This window comes from Rufibacter sp. JT20002, assembly GCF_056491185.1.
Genome location: NZ_JBSZJY010000003.1, coordinates 310,856 through 327,206 on the forward strand (window position 1 = coordinate 310,856; position 16,351 = coordinate 327,206).

At 51.3% G+C, this 16,351-nt stretch carries 11 protein-coding genes; 5 read left to right on the forward strand and 6 right to left on the reverse strand.

Annotated features, from left to right (window positions below; all coding sequences use genetic code 11):
* Positions 1–89 precede the first annotated feature (89 nt).
* Positions 90–1,721, reverse strand: coding sequence for a TldD/PmbA family protein (locus ACW9SV_RS15250; RefSeq protein WP_479557617.1), 1,632 nt, complete (start codon positions 1,719–1,721; stop codon positions 90–92).
* Between the two features lie 174 nt (positions 1,722–1,895).
* A complete protein-coding gene (locus ACW9SV_RS15255) occupies positions 1,896–4,328 on the reverse strand; it encodes a zinc-dependent metalloprotease (protein WP_479557618.1) in 2,433 nt (810 codons plus the stop codon).
* 194 nt (positions 4,329–4,522) lie between these two features.
* On the opposite strand from ACW9SV_RS15255, the gene ACW9SV_RS15260 reads away from it, so the two are divergent.
* Positions 4,523–5,305, forward strand: a complete 783-nt coding sequence (locus ACW9SV_RS15260; RefSeq protein WP_479557619.1) for a lysostaphin resistance A-like protein — start codon at positions 4,523–4,525, stop codon at positions 5,303–5,305.
* Positions 5,306–5,438: 133 nt separating this feature from the next.
* On the opposite strand, the gene ACW9SV_RS15265 is transcribed toward ACW9SV_RS15260, so the two are convergent.
* The 4 genes from ACW9SV_RS15265 to ACW9SV_RS15280 all read right to left on the reverse strand — a co-directional run bounded on the left by ACW9SV_RS15265 (position 5,439) and on the right by ACW9SV_RS15280 (position 12,092).
* A complete protein-coding gene (locus ACW9SV_RS15265) occupies positions 5,439–6,497 on the reverse strand; it encodes an Ldh family oxidoreductase (protein ID WP_479557620.1) in 1,059 nt (352 codons plus the stop codon).
* Between the two features lie 509 nt (positions 6,498–7,006).
* The gene (locus ACW9SV_RS15270; protein ID WP_479557621.1) at positions 7,007–9,364 is read right to left on the reverse strand and encodes a tetratricopeptide repeat protein; all 2,358 of its coding nucleotides are present in this window, start codon (positions 9,362–9,364) and stop codon (positions 7,007–7,009) included.
* A gap of 668 nt (positions 9,365–10,032) precedes the next feature.
* Positions 10,033–10,971 (reverse strand): Ppx/GppA phosphatase family protein, encoded by a 939-nt coding sequence (locus tag ACW9SV_RS15275; RefSeq protein ID WP_479557622.1) that lies wholly within the window; start codon positions 10,969–10,971, stop codon positions 10,033–10,035.
* A gap of 233 nt (positions 10,972–11,204) precedes the next feature.
* Positions 11,205–12,092, reverse strand: a complete 888-nt coding sequence (locus ACW9SV_RS15280) for a class I SAM-dependent methyltransferase (RefSeq protein WP_479557623.1) — start codon at positions 12,090–12,092, stop codon at positions 11,205–11,207.
* A 268-nt stretch (positions 12,093–12,360) separates the two neighbouring features.
* Here ACW9SV_RS15280 and dapF point away from each other — a divergent pair, with 268 nt between their 5' ends.
* The 4 genes from dapF (at position 12,361) to ACW9SV_RS15300 (ending at position 16,312) form a co-directional block, all read left to right on the forward strand.
* On the forward strand, positions 12,361–13,131 hold the full coding sequence (gene dapF, locus ACW9SV_RS15285; protein WP_479557624.1) for a diaminopimelate epimerase: 771 nt from the start codon (positions 12,361–12,363) through the stop codon (positions 13,129–13,131).
* A 72-nt stretch (positions 13,132–13,203) separates the two neighbouring features.
* Entirely contained in the window at positions 13,204–14,019 is an 816-nt protein-coding gene (locus tag ACW9SV_RS15290) for a glycosyltransferase family 2 protein (protein WP_479557625.1), read from the forward strand.
* 238 nt (positions 14,020–14,257) lie between these two features.
* Positions 14,258–14,782: a GNAT family N-acetyltransferase gene (locus ACW9SV_RS15295; protein WP_479557626.1), complete on the forward strand. Its 525-nt coding sequence runs from the start codon at positions 14,258–14,260 to the stop codon at positions 14,780–14,782.
* 231 nt (positions 14,783–15,013) lie between these two features.
* A complete protein-coding gene (locus ACW9SV_RS15300; RefSeq protein ID WP_479557627.1) occupies positions 15,014–16,312 on the forward strand; it encodes a glycosyltransferase family 1 protein in 1,299 nt (432 codons plus the stop codon).
* The last annotated feature ends 39 nt before the right edge of the window (positions 16,313–16,351 follow it).

Below are 16,351 nucleotides of genomic sequence, written 5' to 3' on the forward strand. Positions count from 1 at the left end.
AACTTGGGATTAGTTCTGAGTCATGAGTGCTGAGTCTTGAGTTGAAAAATATTGGCTCAAGACTAGAGACTCAGAACTCAGGACTCCTTTTAGATTTTCCTACCCGTGTTGATGACGTTCACGCCATTGAAGCGAGCGGTAGCCGAGCCGTGTGAGACGGAGCTAACCTGCATGGGCTGGCCTTTGCCGTCAAAGAAGGAGCCCCCCAAGCGGTAATCGCTTTCGTCGCAGATGGCAGCGCAGGAGTTCCAGAATTCTTGGGTGTTGCTTTGATACGCCACGTCTTTGAGCGGCCCTACAATCTTGCCGTCTTTGATTTCATAGAAAAGCTGTCCGCCAAATTGAAAGTTATAGCGCTGCTGGTCTATGGAGAAGGAGCCGTCGCCAATGATGTAGATGCCTTTCTCCACGTTTTTGATCATGTCATCCACGCTTAATTTCTGTTTACCTGGAGCCAAGGAAACGTTGGGCATGCGCTGGAACTGCACCGAGCTCCAGTTATCGGCGTAGCAGCACCCGTGCGATTCTTTTTCGCCAATGATGTGCGCCTGGTCTCGGGTGGCCTGATAGTTGACCAGGGTGCCGTCTTTTACCAGATCCCAGCGCTTGGTTTTCACGCCTTCATCGTCATAACCCACCGCTCCTAACGAGCCGGGCTGCACCTTGTCTGCGAACAGCGTTACCTGTGGGCTGCCGTACTTGAAGTTCTTGGATTGCCACTTGTCCAGTGTGGCGAAACTGGTTCCGGCAAAGTTGGCTTCGTAGCCCAGCACGCGGTCCAGTTCCAGTGGGTGCCCTACTGATTCATGGATGGTCAGCCACAGGTGCGAAGGATCCAATACTAAGTCGTATTTGCCCGCCAGCACCGATTTGGCCGTGAGTTTCTCTTTGGCTTGCTTGGCCGCAGCGGTGGCATCTTCCACCATGTCATAGTACTTGCCATAGCGGGTAGTCTCGCCTTTGTATTTCCCCTCAGGGCGGCCGCTCAGGTACTCAAACCCCATCCCCACCGGAGAACTCAGGGCCTGGCGCGTTTCAAATTTGCCGGTCTTCTTGTCAACAGCAGTGGCATTGAGGATAGGCCAGATCCGATGCACGTCCTGGTCTATGTAAGAACCCTCTGACGAGGCGAAGTATTTCTGCTCGTTTACCAAAAACAAGGCCGAATCTACGTAATTGGCTCCGTTCTGCATGGCAGCGGCGTTGGCACCTAACAGAATGTCTACCTTTTCCTTCAAAGGCACCTCAAAGGCATTCCGCTCAATGGGCGCTTTCCAGCTGACTTCCCCATAGCCTTGCTGCGGAGCCAACTTAACAGGCTCACTTTGCAGTTTAGAGTTAGCTTTGGCGATGGCCACAGCTAGCTCAGCGGCTTTGGCGGCGCCAGCGGGGGTTACCTCATCAATGGCCGAGAACCCCCACGTGTCATTTACCAGTACCCGCACGCCTAATCCAAAGGACTCTGTGTTGACGGTATTCTGCACCTTGTTTTCCCGCGTGATGAGATACTGATTCAAGTAGCGGCCAATCCGGACATCGGTGTAGGTGGCACCTTTTGACTTGGCGGCGTTGAGGGCAGCATCGGCGATCTGTTTGTTTAACGCCACATCCAGGGGAGCAAGCATCGCCTCCGGGGCAATGTCATTGCCCCACAGCGGAATCGGCATCATGAGGGCGCCAAGCCCCAAGCCGGAAAGTTGAAGGAAATCGCGTCTTTTCAAAGCAGAACAGGTTAAGGGTTAGTCTATTAAATGTATGAATTTTAGGCACATCTGCAAGGTGAAAAGATTAAGTATTTTCTATATAAAAGCGGTGCCGGGTTCGTGTAAATAAAAAATCCCACTCAAGAGGAAGTGGGATTTTGAAGCTATTTTTTAGAAAAGGGCAGTTAAACGCTATTCGCAGCCGATCATGTCCAAAGACCCGATGGGGGCTCCTGGAGGCAGGTCTTTGTGCAACTGGGGTTTGGCCTCGGCTGGTTTTTTCATGCGGTCAAGGGCCAAGAGCGCGTTGGCTTTCACAGCCTCGTCTGAAGATTTGGCTAGCTTCTTGGCTTGTTTTTCCAGTTGCTCCAGGTGCAGCATGGCAACGGCCCGGGCAGAGTAAGCCGCGTTTTCATTCTGCGAGAGCGCCAGCAAATGAGTGAGTACTAATTGCTGCGTCAACAATTGAATCTGACCCTCTAATCCGGAGGCAGGTCTAGGGTCCCAGGTCTTCTCTATGACTTGGCCCAGCACTTCATGCAGGCCGAGTTTGCTACCTCGCGCTTGCAGTTCTACTAAACGGGCGGCACGCTCCGGGTGGAAAAGGAACGAGAGCGTGAAATCAGCCGAGGCCTCTGCCGCGGCCAGGGGGTCAAACGTGAGGCCGGTGTGTTTGTCAAATAGCTCGCGGGTAGGTGACCAACCCGTTGGGCGGGGTGGGATAGAAGCGATAATCTTTTCGGGTAAGGTCAATACGTTGGGGTGCAGGGTGGCCAACAGTGCGTCCAAGGCTTTTTGCTGCTCAGTCTCTTGCACAAACTCGGTTACCAACTGCCCGTCGCCCCGGGAGACGTAGGTGTAGTTCAACCCTCCCACCACTTTAGCGGCAGCTTCTACCTGGTAGCGGTGGTAGTTGTAGATGGGCACCAACACGTCTTCCAGCATAGCCATAGGTACACCTGGTTTAATGTTGTTCTCCCCGAATCTTTCCAAGGCTTTCTTTCTGATGGCTAGAACCTGAACCAACTCGTTAGCGGCGTTAGGTCCGTTGTCCCAAAGGTGTGCCTGCGGATGTGCCCCACCCGGAGCTCGGGCATCACGGTCAGAAATAAACTGCAGTCCTCGTTGGTGCCCGCCCCGCAACAGTTGGTCTAACGCTTGTTGTTCATCTGTGCCTTTGGGGAAGTCCTGGTAGCCATAGGCCACGGCTAGTTTGTCCCATTCGCCTATACCCACGGCGTACGCATCAGACAAGTCAATCTCGCCGTTAGAGGTGAGTTTTACCGTTGGGTGCGGATAGTCCATCACCGAGGCGCGGTTGCTCACGCTGGCGGCGTAGTTGTGCATGATACCCAAGGTATGCCCCAGCTCATGCGCCGATAGTTGTCTTAAGCGGGACAAGGCCATCTTCATCATCTCGGGGTTTGCCGGTTTCCCGTCTTCATAGGGAGCCAGTAATCCTTCGGCAATCAGGAAATCCTGCCGCACCCGCAGTGAGCCCAGACTAACGTGCCCTTTGATGATCTCACCGGTTCTGGGGTCTGTGACCGTAGCGCCGTAAGACCAGCCACGGGTGCTGCGGTGTACCCATTGAATAACGTTGTACCGCACATCCATGGGGTCAGCATCGGTGGGGAGAATCTCTACTTTAAAAGCATCTTTGTAACCGGCGGCCTCAAACGCCTGCGCCCACCAGCGGGCACCTTCCAACAGGGCACTTCTGATGGGTTCTGGGGCGGCGTGGTCTACGTAATACACAATGGGCTCCACCGCTTCAGAAACCGCGGCGGCGGGGTTCTTTTTTTGCAGACGGTGCCGGGCAATGAACCGCTTCACAATGGACTGGTCTACGGGCGTGCTGAAATCCATGTACTCAATCCCGAAGTATCCGGACCGCGGATCCATGGCTCTAGGGGTGTAGTTCTTGTCGGGTAACTGGATGAACGAGTGGTGCTGGCGGAGGGTGATCGCCTGCGCCGATGGGGTTACGCTGCGCACGAACCCACCGGCGTCATCGCCGCCCACAAACGTAAGCGTGGCTTCAAATTCTGAGTTCTGGGGGAAGTTCTTGGTGCGGGGTAGGTACATTACCGAGCGGTTAGGATCTAGCCGGTAGGTGCCCTGGCGGCTGCGCCGGATGCTGCCCACCACATCATGGGCATCGCGGAGCAGGAACTCAGTGGCATCTACGAGTACTTTGTCGCCCTCGGTGGCTTCTACCTTGAAACCCCACAACGCCGATTGCGCAAAGGATTGGGCCACGGCCTGCTCCTCAGCGGGATTACCGTTCATGGCGCGGTAGCTCTGGTTGGGTTCAATGAGTAAGACCTTAGGGCCTACTTTATGGAAATACACCACGTGCTCACCGCCCAACTGTCCCCGGTCCAACCCAATGTCATTAGAGCCCAGTCCAGACGCCAGAGAGTTCACGTAGAGGAATTGCTGGTCTAGTTTGTCAATCTCCAGCAGAATTCGGCCGGTGGCCTCGTCCCAGTAGTAGGGAAAATAGCCGTTGAACTTCTGCATGCCCCCAGTTTTGCCTGAGATGCCGGCGGGCTTGTTTTGGGCCCAGATGTGGGTAATGGTTAGAAAAGTGAGGAGAAAGGGGAGTAGCGTTTTGCGCATAATCTTTGGAAAGTAAGCCTGAAACAGAATGAGCTGGATAAGGTAGCGATTTCATAACATAGGGGCAAACCTATGTTTCTGGTCCCTTTCAATAACCGCGTGGGACCGGAAGGAAAGCTCTGGATAGTATATGCTAATAAAACTATATTTGTGAAGCTTCCTCTATATTGTTCCTTCTTTAGGCCTAGACAAAGATGATCAAAGTCCAGAGCGTTCCTACTTCTCCAGTTTCAACAAGATTTTCTTGGTTCCCTTTCCTGATTGGGTATGTGGCACTCGCGTTCACGTACCACGCTGGGGAATACGCCATGCGTTTCCATCAACACATTCCGCTGTTCTTGGGGCTCATGTTTGCCATGATTCCGGTGGCGTATCTGGTGGCAAGGTGGCAGGGTTTTGTGGGAGTGAGAGCCTGGGGCATGCGGTTCAGCAGGAAATATGCCCTTTTGTTTTTGACAGGTTTGGGGCTAGGTTTGCTTCTAAACGGGTTGGCTTTTGCGGTTCGGTTGTGGATGGGTATAGAAGTGGTGAGCCTTGTACCTGATACCGTCACGTTACTCACCCAAACCATGCTTTTTACAGTAGGTACGTTTCTGCCTTCTCTAGCTGAGGATATCTTAACCAGAGGCTATCTGTTTGGGCATCTTCAGAACCGGATAGGCAAGGGCGCTTTCATCCTAATTTCCTCCAGCGTGTATGTCTTGAACCACTTCTACTCTTTGGATGATGGTTTTACTGCGTTAGCTTATCTGTTCGCGTTAGGCATCATGCTGGCTATTCCGTTGGTCTATACCAGAAACCTGTGGTACACTGTAGGCGCGCACTGGGCCGGCAATACTGTGTACCGTTTCTCCAACGATGTGCTTAAGGTAGAAGAAGGAACCTCCAGTTTTTCAGGACTATGGGAATTAACACTGTTTATTCTGCTTTTAGCCGTGGTGAATTATTGGGTGAGCAAGAGAATGAGTAAAGCTTAGTAACTTAGACAGAGAATTGATGTTTATTTTAAACCTGTTTTGCTGATAATGGATTTAAAACAAAACAGCCACTTATCTAAGAGAGCGGCTGTTTTGTTTTTATAAAGTAGCAAAAGGAGGTTCTTTATCCCCTCTACAACTCCACCCTAAACTTCTCGCCCAAGCCTTCCAGATCCTTCACAACCGGAGGCAACAATGGGATTCCTTCTTTCAGACGCTGCTCGGTGAAAATCCGTTCTGGGTCGCCGGGAATGAGGACTTGGTGACCGTCCTTGGCTTTGGAGCTTCTGAAGCGCGTAATCCAATTGTCCATGTGGTGTTTGAAGTCCTCGGCCGGACGGAAGGCGTCTACGCGCATGGCCCCAAAGAAATGCCCAATACCTTCTCCTACAGGATCAGCGGGAGGAGCCAAAAAGCTCACGAACGGTGGTACCCACGGCCCGTAGTTTGCCCCAGATAAAACCGCCGAGAAGATGTCAACCACCGCACCCAGCGCATAGCCTTTGTGGCTGCCGGTATCGCCACCTAGCGGGAGCAGGGCGCCGCCGTCTTTCAGTTCATTGGGGTTAACCGATGGAGACCCGTCTACTGCTTGAATCCAGCCGTGGGGCGCTTCCAGGTTCTTGCGTTGCAGCATTTCCAGTTTCCCGTTGGCGGCGGTGGTGGTGGCTAAGTCGGCTACAAACGGAGGCTGCTCGTTGGCCGGTATGGCCACGGCGATGGGGTTGGTGCCCAGCAAGCGTTCCAGAGAATAGGTAGGGGCCACGAGCGGACTGGCGTTGGTCATGGCCAAGCCAATCATGTCGTGTTCCAGCGCCTTCATGGCATGATAGCCTGCAATTCCGTAGTGGTTAGAGTTCTTTACGCTTACCCAACCAGTACCGGCTACCTTCGCTTTCTCCAAGGCAATCTGCATCGCTTTAGGCGCTACTACCAGACCCAAGCCTCCGTCGCCATCTACCGTGGCGGTGCTGGGTGTTTCGTACACAATGCGCACGTTGGGAGTGGCGTTTATGCGGCCTGCTTCCCAAAGACGCACATAGCCAATCAGGCGGGCTACGCCGTGGGAATCTACCCCGCGGAGGTCGGCTGAAAGGAGGGTTTCTGTGGCGGTTTGGGCATCTTCGGGTGGGCACCCGATGGCCAGGAAGATCTGGCGGGAGAAATCGAAAAGACGTTGGTAGGGGTACATGCGTGATTCAGATTGAAAGGACCAAAGGTAATGGAAACCGAAGGAAAGATTTTATCTGAACTGTTTGCTTGGTTTGTGATTTGTCTTGCTATTTCTGAGGCAGGACTGTCGTTCTGGTTACATAAGCTCTGTTGTTTCATCTCTGCTTTGGTGCGCTCAAGGCCGTGGGGCCTCGTCTTCCGGCCTCGCTCTGTTGTTTTAGCCTTGGCCGGTAGGCCTGCCTGCGGCACCAGGTCTAAAACAAAGGCGCTCAACCGAAAGACTGGAAAAGGCATCTTCAAACTTGTAGTTGCATAGGCACCATTTTCCATGGTTCAAGTCTGTGACTTGGCTCTATCATGGTTTGCAGTTGCAAGTTGCAGTGAGGCAAATAGCTTTAGTGTTCTCTTCTGCTGGTTGTTTTATCGTTTCTGGTGCTATCAAAACAACTACCAAGAAGGCTCCTGCTATAATAGGGCATAAAAAGCCCCAAGCTCCTTTTTACATGAAGAGAGGCTTGGGGCTTTTTATTAGGTCAGTTTCTTGAAATGCTTCTGGTAGGCTTTGTTGAGGGTTTTAAGGTCTTTGTTGCCGCCGGTGTAGGTGTTAGCCAGTTGCTTGTAGTCTCCTTTGGGGTTGGCTTGGGCGTCTCGGGTGGCGAGTAGCTGGCCAATTTGTTCCTGTAGTTGGTTCAGGTTGTATTTTGTGTACTTAAGCGAAACTAGCCGTTTTACGAGTTCAAGTGAACCTGCGGCGTCTCCCTGGGTAGCGGCATACTTGGCTACTTCAGAGATAAACGCTTTGTTTTCATTAGTCAGGGCAAAAGCCTGTAGTGACACATGCTCTAATCCGAAGCGGGCAACCTCTGCTTCTTCATAATGCTGGCCGGCCTCTAAATACACCTTAACGGCCTCAGCCATGTTGTTTTTCCCGATGAAGTCACTGGCTTTCTGCAACAGTTCTTGGTAATGGGCGGGTGCATCAATGCGGGTAAGTTCTACTTCGGCACTCGCTGAGGGGATAGCACAACCACCGTTCTCTTTTGTGGCAGCAAGGGCTTTGTCCAGTTCAGCGGCAGCTTGGGCAAATTTATGCTCTTTGCTAAGTTGCAGAGAACGCTGGTAGTGTTGGTCATAGGCGGCTTGGGCATTGGCACATTCTTGGGAAAAGATTCCTTGGTTCAATGCCCTGAATTTGCCATCCAGTTCTTTGTCGCTGACCAATCCGTAGCGGATCTGTAGGTTAGTGACTTCGGCGGCTACAGAACGGGCCTGAGATAATTTGTTGGCGTTGGCTTGCAGCTGACCTTCGGCTATTTTCTCTAAAATCACCGGACGGGCCGCCTGCCTCAAAAGTTTTTCGGCGTCTGTAGAGGGAGTCAAGGCATAATCGCTGGCAAGGCTTTTCCCTTTTTCAAAGGCCTGCAAAGCCGAGCTGTATCTCTTGGCTTGTAACGCCTGACGCCCTTCACTCATCAGACCCAGATATACCTGTTGTTGCACATCGCGCAGCAAGGTGGCCGCGGCGGCATCTGAGTCAATGGCAGTTTTATTGTTCCGGGCAAACTGTTGCGCTTCTTTGGCCAGTTTTTCGGCTTGGGTCAGGTTCTTCTGGTTGAGGGCCTGTCTTCCGTCCTGAAGCAGATCATCATAGATACCGCTTTTAGCGAAAGCAATCCCGTTTTCCCAAAGCTCTGGACGGCAACGCAGGCTGGAAATGCTTCTGCAGAACTCACGGGCTTCTTCAAATTGCTTTAGCGCCTGGCGGTAGTTGCCTTGGTTGTTTAGTTTCTCGCCATCTCGCACGTACGCATTCTGGATATCCAAGGCAAGTTCCTGCCCAAACCGATACGTTTCGGGATCTACCTGCATGCGGTTCAACAATTCACGGGTGCGCTGCCCAGCCTCTTCCAGGTAACCGGCTTTGAAGTCGAGGCGGGCCAGTTGCAAGTGCGCGGGTGCAAACGCCGGATTAGCCTGAAGGGAACGCTCAAAGAATTCGCGTCCGCCGCGGGCGTTCCCGTTCATGGCCAGTTCTAAGCCTCGGTTATAATAGATCTCAGGCAAGCGAGCCAAGATTTGGTCTAAGGCTACCCGGCGCTCTCTAAACAGGAGATCCAGTTCCTTCACTCGGCGGCGCAGTTGCACAGGATCGCGGTGGCTTAAACCCAACTCCCGGTCCATACGGTTATCAAATAACCGATTTAATTCCTGCTCTAATCCTTTCAAGCGCTCGTTATGCTGCACCAGGTGATCAATATCATTGGGGTTAATGGTCTGCAGCTCGCGGGAGAGTTGCGCCAGGCGCACATCAGTGTCATAGTAGCGTTGAACCAAACCTTTCCGCTCACGCACCGCTTTCGTGTTTTCAGAGGAAAAGGACAATTTTTTTTCTATGATGCGGAGTTTGAAGCCAGTGAAGGAGGAAGTATCTTTCACTGAGGCCTGCACCAGCACGGTTGCCCCGTCTTGTTTGATGGATTTACCCGATACCTCAAATGTTTGCAGCACCTTGTCTTCGCGGCCTAGCAACTGCACTTTTGCATGGGCAACGGTGGGAGTCAACTCATCTGCGAAATCGAAGTCACGGTATAACACCTGCTCCCGTGCCCGCACCTTCCGGAAAGAGGCATGAAGGATCAACTGATCTCCCTCGCGGGTAATTTTCTCCTGTTGCTCCAATTCAACAGGCAACACCAGTTTTCCCGAACGGTGGTGATTGTCTCTTCCTAATTCCTGCGCCAAGGCACTCAGCTCCGTGTTGGTGAAGCTGGTGAGGGTGATGGTTTCCATTTTGCTTTGGCCATAGATAACCTTAGACTGGGCGTTGGCACTACTGCCCGCCAAGAGCAGCAAAACCAAGAGGAGGGAAAACAGGTGGGCTTTCATAATATTAGGAATCTCTTATATTCAGCTAAGGCAAAATCCGTTCCAGAAAAATGGAGCATCAAGGTATTTATCTGGAAGATGCGCCCCAGCTCTCAGAGGTTGCCTGCTAAGCGAGAAATACCGAAAAACATTCAGGTCACTTTCCACCTCTTTTCCTGAAAACAGACCTCAAGCCTACCAACAGGACAGCCCCGCCCGCTGATTACCCCTATTCATTGAGAAGCAGTGTTTTGAGCCTAGGAAAAGTGAGTATGAAGGAGGGTCCTTGATATGGTTGTTGGTGATAACACCAGCAGCGGTGAAACGAAGAACAGAGAAATGCCATTTTCTGAGGCTGGCGCCTCACTGCAGTTGCAAACTGCAGACCACAGTAGGTCCAAGTCGCAGACTTAAACCATGAAAAGAAAAAGTTAGGAACCTGAACCATGGAAAATGGTGGCTATGCAACTCCAAGCTAGAAGATCCAAATTCCAGCCTTTCGGGTGAGCGCCTTTGTTTTAGACCCGGTGCCGCAGGCAGGCCTACCGGCCAGGGCTAAAACAGAAGCGCGTGGCCGGTAGACGAGGCCCCGCGGCATGGGGCGCACCAAAGCAAAGCTGCAACAATCAAGCCCATGTAAACAGACCAACAGTCCTGCATCAGCAAACCAACAAAGACCAAAAGCAACCTTACTGCTGCAACAACTCCGCCAACATCCCCTCCTTCAACGCATAGGCAGACACCCGTATCTTCTCCAAATTATACTTCTCCAGCACCCAGTCAATAGCCACACACGCTACCACAATCATATCTACCCGCATCTCCAGCATGCCCGGAATGGCCAAGCGTTCGGCGCGGTTTTTCTGGATGAGTTCTTTGTACTGCCGGTGAAACGTGGCAAGGGCCAGAGACATATCGGGTGAGCCATTGGGGTCACGGACGATGCCTTGGGGAGCTAGGTCCATGTCTACGAGCGTGTCAAACGTGCCGGAAGAGCCAATGAGAACCTCGGGTTGATGCTGTAACACGGCAGAAGTCAGCTTCTGGAGATGATCCTGCAGGAAATGCCGGATTGCTTTGACCTGCTCTGGTCGAATGGCCTGTTCCTGCTCTGGGTAGAATTTGTCTAGCAGCCGCTGGGCACCTATTTCGAAGCTCTTTTTCCAAAGGATGCCTTTATCCGTCCCGATGATAAATTCGATACTGCCGCCGCCAATATCCATCACCAGCACGGGTTTAGAACCCACTTCCATGGCCAGTTGCACCCCTTTGAAAATGAGTTCGGCCTCGCGGGCTCCGGAGATCACCTCTACCTCAATGCCGGTTTGATCTTTGATAGCCTGCACCACCTCGGGACCGTTACTGGCGTTGCGCAGGGCGCTGGTAGCGGTGGCTTTCACTACTTCCACCTGATGCTGATCCATGATCTCCCTGAATTCTGCCAAGGTCTTCAAACCACGTTCCCGGGCCTCAGGGGTAATCTCGCCTTTGCTGATGCCGCCTTGCCCTAGCTTTACCGGTACTTTGGTTTTATACAGCGTCTGCTGCACGCCATCGGTGTCCAATTCAACTATAAGCAGGTGGAAGGTATTGGTTCCAAGGTCTATAAGGGCGAGTCTGCGCGGCATATTTTTAAGTAAGAATTAAGAACCAGCCGGATAGGAGTGCTTTAATCACCTTCCGGCCCGATCTATTTTGATAAAAAGTTTTAGAAAGCACTACGCAAAAGGCTTTAGTTTTGACAACGTAGATGCTTTTTCTAAACAAAGAAAACCGTTTTAAGCCAGTTTTCTAGAAAACTAACCTAAAACGGCTTCGGGATTATCTGAGCAATCAACAGTAATCAGGCAGCAATCACCCCTTACTTTACTGAACTGAACCGGAAGAAAGTACCCAAAGGCAGTTTGCGTTTAGCCTGATCCTGGAGGTAGAGTTCGCCCAATTCTTCGTTCCGCACCATGGTGCCAAAAGAGGCTTTGATCAGGTTATCCAGAATCAAGGCAGAAAACCCGAGGGAGTACAGGTTAATCACGAAGAAGTTGTGCTCGGGGTCCAGCATCTGGGAACAGAGTTTAATAAGCTCGTTGATCTGTTCTTCCAGCAGCCATTTCTCACCATCTGGGCCTCGGCCATAGGCAGGCGGGTCCAGGATGATGCCCTGGTATTTGTTTCCGCGCTTTACCTCACGGCGGGCGTATTTCATGGCGTCTTCCACCAGCCAACGGATGTTGTCTAAGTTGCTGGCTTCCATGTTCTGGCGGGCCCAGAAGTTCACCTGCTTCACAGAATCCAGGTGGGTAACATCGGCGCCGGCAGCGTTGGCGGCCAAAGAGGCACCACCTGTGTAGGCAAACATGTTCAGCACCTTCGGCTTGCCGGGCAATGCGCGGGTACGGTCATAGATGAACTGCCAGTTGGGGTCCTGCTCCGGGAACAGGCCTACGTGTTTAAACGAGGACAAGCCTAACCTGAACCGCAGCTTTAGATCGGTGTAGCGATAGTTGATGAACCACTGCTCGGCCATGCCTTTCTTCAGTTGCCATTGTCCTTTCTCCTGGTTGCCTTTTTCGCGTTTAAAGGTGGCTTGGGCCAGTCTTTCCCACTCCCGCTCAGAAAGGTGCTTGTCCCAGGCGGCTTGGGGCTCGGGGCGGGCCAGCACAAAGTCTCCAAAGCGCTCCAGCTTTTCAAAATTGCCGCAGTCTATCAGTTCATAATCGGTCCAGGCGCTGGTGGTCAGGAAAGAATACATAGGTTCCAAGAGTGGTGAAAGTGCAAAGGTACGGTTTTTGGCGTGCAGTGCTGTGCTTCATTATCTTACCCAGCGTAAGCTTCTGATGAAACGCTTTTTAAACCTGTTTAAAGTAAAAGAGCGCGTAAACAGATTTCAGTACCAAAGCTTTACAAATGAGGTTTAAGGTGTAACTCATTAGCATGGCGTCGCTTTTTTATTTAATTTTCAAGGTTTTTACAAGGTGAAGAGGCTCCGCCCAGGCGGAAAACAGGCGTATCTTTATAACATGAACTTAACTTTCTATAAATACCAAGGCACCGGCAATGACTTTGTGGTGCTGGACAACCGAACTCAGTCTATAGAGCTTACCCAAGAGCAGGTGGCCTTTCTCTGCGACCGCCGCAAAGGGATAGGGGCAGATGGCCTCATGCTGTTGCAGCCCCACGAAGGATATGATTTTGAAATGGTGTATTACAACGCCGATGGCAGGCCCAGTTCTATGTGCGGCAACGGTGGGCGCTGTTTGGTGGCCTTCGCGCAGTTCCTGGGAGTGGTAGAAAACCAGGCCTATTTCATTGCCGCCGATGGACCGCATCAAGCCTTTCTGAAAGACGAGCTGGTGCACCTGCAGATGAAAGACGTGGACGCTGTGGAGGATTTAGCAGAGGCTTCCTTTCTGGATACTGGTTCGCCGCACTACGTGAAGCAGGTAGAAGCTTTGGCTGACCTCAACGTGTTTGCTGAAGGTCGTGCCGTGCGGTACTCAGACCGTTTCAAGGCCGAGGGAACCAACGTGAACTTTGTAGAGCACCTCCCCGAAAACAAGCTGTTTGTGCGGACCTATGAGCGCGGGGTAGAAGATGAGACCTTTTCCTGCGGAACCGGCGTTACGGCGGCGGCCCTTTCGGCAAGCCGGGCAGGGTACGAGAGCCCGGTGCACATTAGGGTGCTGGGCGGCGAACTGCAGGTAAGTTTTGAGCGCGTAGGGAACGGTTTTAAAAACGTCTTTCTTATTGGACCTGCCGTGCAGGTATTCAAAGGAGAGATCAGCCTTTAAACCCAAGATTTACAATTACATAGTACACTCCCCCGTGAAACAAATTTTGTTTAACCAAAACGACTGCACCGGATGGCATTGCCCACCTGTTCCCTTATTATTTCTACGTACAACTGGCCTCAGGCATTAGACCTTTGCCTACGTAGTGTGCTGAAGCAGACTGTAATGCCCCAAGAGGTTTTAATTGCCGATGACGGATCAGGCCCGGAGACCAGGGACCTGGTTGCGCGTTTCCAGCAGCAGTTTCCGGTTCCATTAATCCATGTTTGGCACCCAGACAACGGGTTTCAACGGTCTATGATCCTGAACAGAGCTATTGCACAGACCAAGGAGCCTTACATAGTGCAGGTAGATGGTGACATTATTCTACATCCTAAGTTTATCCAGGATCACCTTTCAACGGCAGCACCAGGCCGCTTCTTGGCAGGTGGCAGAATCAATCTCTCCCCTGAAATCTCCCGGGAGGTGCTGGCAAAACAAATCACCCAGTTTAGTCTAGGCGATATCGTAAAGACCAGTAATCTTTTCAATGGGTTGCGATCTGTCTTTCTTAGAAAAATTTTGGCAGATCGTTACAAGCTTACAGGCAAAAACAAATACTACGTGAAAGGCTGCAACATGTCTTTCTGGCGTAAGGACTTGCTGGCTGTGAACGGCTATAATGAGAACTATGTGGGGTGGGGCCCCGAGGACAGTGAAATAGCGGCCCGGCTCATGAACGCCGGCATTAGAAAAAGATCATTGAAAATGGGAGGAGTTCAATACCATCTGCATCACACCTATGTAGACACCAGCCGAAAGGCCATCAATGAAGAACTGTTGCGCACCACCATTCAAACCAACATCACGTACTGCCAGAAAGGAGTAGATCAGTATCTCGTTCATTAATAATATTTTAAGAAAATTTTTAAGCCTTGTAAGAGCATAGGTCTTTCTTGAAAATTTATAAAAGAGAAAGATTTTGTTTTACAGCTTCTTTCTGGAAATAACACAAAAAGCAGCTTGGCAAGTATCTTTGAGGAAGCTAGAAAAGCTTAATTCATCAGACTTGACAAAAGCTTTGCATGGAAGGCTGTTCTCCTGAAAAGGAATTAGGAGAGAGCTGGTTTTAAACGTATTATCTCTCATGTTGCAAACAGACCGCATCTTTCTGCGTGCGCCAGAGCCCTCAGATTTATCTTTCCTCTACAAACTAGAGAACGATGCTACGCTTTGGCCGGTGAGTTTGTCTGTGGCGCCTTACTCGCAGGAAGCGTTGCGACAGTACCTTGAGAACGCCACATTAGATATCTATGCTGCCCGGCAACTCAGGCTTATGATCTGCCTGCAGCAGGAGCACACCTTGATAGGCACCGTTGACCTCTTTGATTTTGAGCCGCTCCACCAACGGGCGGGAGTGGGCATTGCCTTGGCTACTGCGCATCGCGGAAAAGGATACGGCACTGAGACGTTGCAACTTCTGGTGGAATATGCAACTCAGGTGCTGCAGCTTCACCAGCTTTACTGCACAGTAGCGCAGGAGAATATTACAAGTCTACAACTCTTCCGACAGGCCGGGTTCCAGGAGGTAGGGGTGCGCAAAGACTGGCTCAGGACACCAAAAGGGTGGCAGAGCGTTGTAGAACTTCAGAAGGTCCTATCTGTTTCTTGAAAAAGAAACAATCTGGTTTTCAAAGGCGAAATTCGGCCAGAAGCGGAATAAATCTCATTAGAAAAACAGGCATTTATACTGAATTTTATATGGTTTTATAGGAGAATCAAGGGTAAATCCTATTGGAATGCAGCCTTTTTTGCAAATGTGCGTAAGCTAGGTTAAAAAAGGGAAAGTCACCTGTTTCGTGTGCCTTTTTCAGGACCCACACTTCTTAACTAGCTTTTGTATATGTTTGACCTAGACCTAGATTTTATCCCCGGAGGGGGGAGTAGCTCCCTTTCATCAGAACCAGAAGTAACTTCAAGCAGCACCTATTCATCGTCAGTAAACAATACCTCTAAAGTATCGCCCAAACTCACGAATGAAGTCAGTTTGGAAGCTTACCTTACTTCTGTTTCCGCCATCATCTGCTTGTCTCACCTTCGGTGGGACTTTGTGTACCAGCGTCCACAACACTTGTTGTCCCGATTTGCCAAACATACCCGCCTCTTCTTCTTTGAGGAGCCTTATTTCTATGAGAATGCCCAGCCTCGGCTGGAAATGGAAGAGCGCGAAAACGGCCGTGTTATCAAAGTAATAGCCCATTTACCAAACGGCCTTACCCCAGAAGAGTCAGACGCAAAGCAAATAGAGTTGCTGAACGCCTTCATGGCCGACCATGACCTGGAGAAAACCGTCTTCTGGTACTATACGCCAATGGCGTTGGAAATCACCCGCCAGTTCAAGCCCGCTTTAACGGTGTTTGACGTGATGGATGAACTTTCTGCCTTTAAATTCGCTCCACCCCGTTTGCTGGAGCTGGAGGCGGAGTTGCTGGAGAAAGCCGATGTGGTGTTTACCGGAGGGCAAAGCTTATATGAGGCCAAGAAAGACCGTCATAAAGAAGTATATGCGTTCCCTAGTAGCATAGACAAAGCGCACTTTGCCCAGGCCCGCCAAATGCAGCCAGATCCGGCAGATCAAGCCGGCATTCCGCACCCGCGCATGGGTTTCTTTGGGGTGGTAGATGAACGGTTTGATATTGAATTGCTTCGTGAGGTAGCAACTGCCCGCCCAGAATGGCAGTTTGTCATCATCGGGCCGGTGGTGAAAATAGACCCGGCGGTACTGCCTTCCAGCTCAAACATCCACTACCTGGGTGGAAAATCTTACCAGGAACTGCCTTCTTATCTGGCCGGGTGGGACGTAGCCATGTTGCTGTTCGCCCATAACGATTCTACCAAGTACATCAGCCCCACCAAGACACCAGAGTACCTGGCCGCCGGTAAACCGGTGGTGTCTACCTCCATTAGGGACGTGGTGCGCCCTTATGGTGAACTAAACCTGGTGCAGATTGCCGACGGAGCCAAAGACTTTGAAGTCGCCCTTGAGAAAGCCTTGATCCAGAAGGACGACAAGAAATGGATGCACCATGCCGATGAGTACCTCGCGGGTATCTCTTGGGACAAAACCTGGCAAAACATGGTGCGCCTGATGCAATGCGTGAGCACCGAAAAGAAAACGAAAAAAGATTCTGCCTCCAAATAAAGCGGTGCTTTGACCGGTTGGGGCGAAAGCCAAACGTTT